1 protein-coding gene is annotated in these 1,879 nt (G+C 70.5%); it reads left to right on the top strand.

Features of this window, described 5'->3' with window-relative positions; genetic code table 11:
* The first annotated feature begins 19 nt into the window (after positions 1–19).
* Positions 20–1,861, top strand: a complete 1,842-nt coding sequence (locus G3N99_RS39170; RefSeq protein WP_174938316.1) for an Hsp70 family protein — start codon at positions 20–22, stop codon at positions 1,859–1,861.
* The last annotated feature ends 18 nt before the right edge of the window (positions 1,862–1,879 follow it).

Here is a 1,879-nt window from a genome sequence, read left to right as displayed (position 1 = left end):
CACCGGCGGAGGTGGAACTGTGAGCGATCCGCGCTATTCGATCGGTATCGATCTCGGTACGACCCACTGCGCGCTGTCGTATGTCGACAGCGCCGCGAGCGACGGCGAAACCATCACGCAGCAGGTGCTGCCGATCGCGCAGCTCACCGCGCCCGGCGCGCTGGAGTCGCGCGACCTGCTGCCGTCGTTCCTCTACCTGCCGCATGAAAGCGAACTCACGCAGGGCGACCTGACGCTGCCGTGGACGGCCTCGCGCGCGTTTGCGGTCGGTGAAATGGCGCGCACGCGCGGCGCCGGCACGCCGATCCGCCTCGTGTCGAGCGCGAAGAGCTGGCTGTGCCACCCGGGCGTCGACCGCCGCGCGGCGATCCTGCCGAGCGATGCGCCGCCGGAAGTGGCGCGCGTGTCGCCGCTGGAAAGCTCGATCCGCTACCTGACGCACCTGCGCGAAGCGTGGGACCACACGCATCCCGACGCGCCGTTCGCGGACCAGGACGTGACGGTCACGATCCCCGCATCGTTCGACCCGGCCGCACGCGAACTGACGGCCGAGGCCGCCCGCGCCGCCGGCTACTCGCGGATGACGCTGCTCGAGGAGCCGCAGGCCGCGCTGTACAGCTGGATCCAGAAGAGCCAGGGCGGCTGGCGCAAGCAGGTGCAGGTCGGCGACCTGATCCTGTGCGTCGACGTCGGTGGCGGCACGACCGACCTGTCGCTGATCGCGGTGGTCGAGCGCGAGGGCAATCTCGAACTGCATCGCGTGGCGGTCGGCGAGCACATCCTGCTCGGCGGCGACAACATGGACCTCGCGCTTGCGCATATCGTGGCGCGCAAGCTCGCGCAGCAGGGTACGCAGGCCGATCCGTGGCAACTGCGCGCGCTTACGTACGCATGCCGTTCCGCGAAGGAAACGCTGCTGTCCGACCCGACGACCGACGCAGTGCCGCTCGTCGTGCCGAGCCGCGGCTCGAAGCTGATCGGCGGGTCGATCCGTACGGAGCTGACGCGCGCGGAACTCACGCAGACGATCCTCGAAGGCTTCTTCCCGCAAGTCGACGCAGCCGCGCGCCCGGTGAGCCGCGCCCGTGTCGGCCTGACGCAGCTCGGCCTGCCGTATGCGCAGGACGCGGGCGTCACGCGCCATCTCGCGGCCTTCCTCGGCCGCCAGGTCGCGGCGCTCGATGCGCTCGAAGGCGTGCAGCGCACGCTGCCGCAGGGCGCGACGTTCCTGCATCCGACGGCCGTGCTGTTCAACGGCGGCGTGTTCAAGTCGACGCTGCTCACGCAACGCGTGCTCGATACGCTCAACAGCTGGCTCGCCGCCGAAGGCGCGCCGCCCGCGCGCCTGCTCGAAGGCGCGGATCTCGATCTCGCGGTTGCGCGTGGCGCCGCGTACTACGGCTACGTGAAGCGCGGCCGTGGCGTGCGCATTCGCGGCGGCACGGCGCGTGCGTACTACGTCGCGATCGAATCGGCGATGCCCGCGGTGCCGGGGCTCGAACCGCCGGTGCAGGCGCTGTGCGTCGCGCCGTTCGGAATGGAGGAGGGCTCGGACGCGGCGCTGCCGCCGCAGGAGTTCGGCCTCGTCGTCGGCGAACCGGTGCAGTTCCGCTTCTTCGGTTCGTCGGTGCGCCGTCAGGACCAGGTCGGCACGCTGCTCGACTACTGGTCGCCGGAAGAACTGCAGGAGCTGGAAGAGATCCAGGCGACGCTGCCCGCCGAAGGGCGCACCGTCGGTGAGGTCGTGCCCGTGAAGCTGCATGCGCGCGTGACCGAAGCCGGCACGCTCGAACTCGAGGCGATCCCGAGCGGCACGAACGAGCGCTGGAAGGTCGAGTTCGACGTGCGCGGCGCCGCCTGAGCGCGATGAAGCGCTATA

This window comes from Burkholderia sp. Ac-20392, assembly GCF_017104585.1.
GTDB lineage: Bacteria > Pseudomonadota > Gammaproteobacteria > Burkholderiales > Burkholderiaceae > Burkholderia > Burkholderia lata.
The sequence above is the reverse complement of the archived record's forward strand: the minus strand, read 5'-3'. Positions and strand labels throughout refer to the sequence as shown.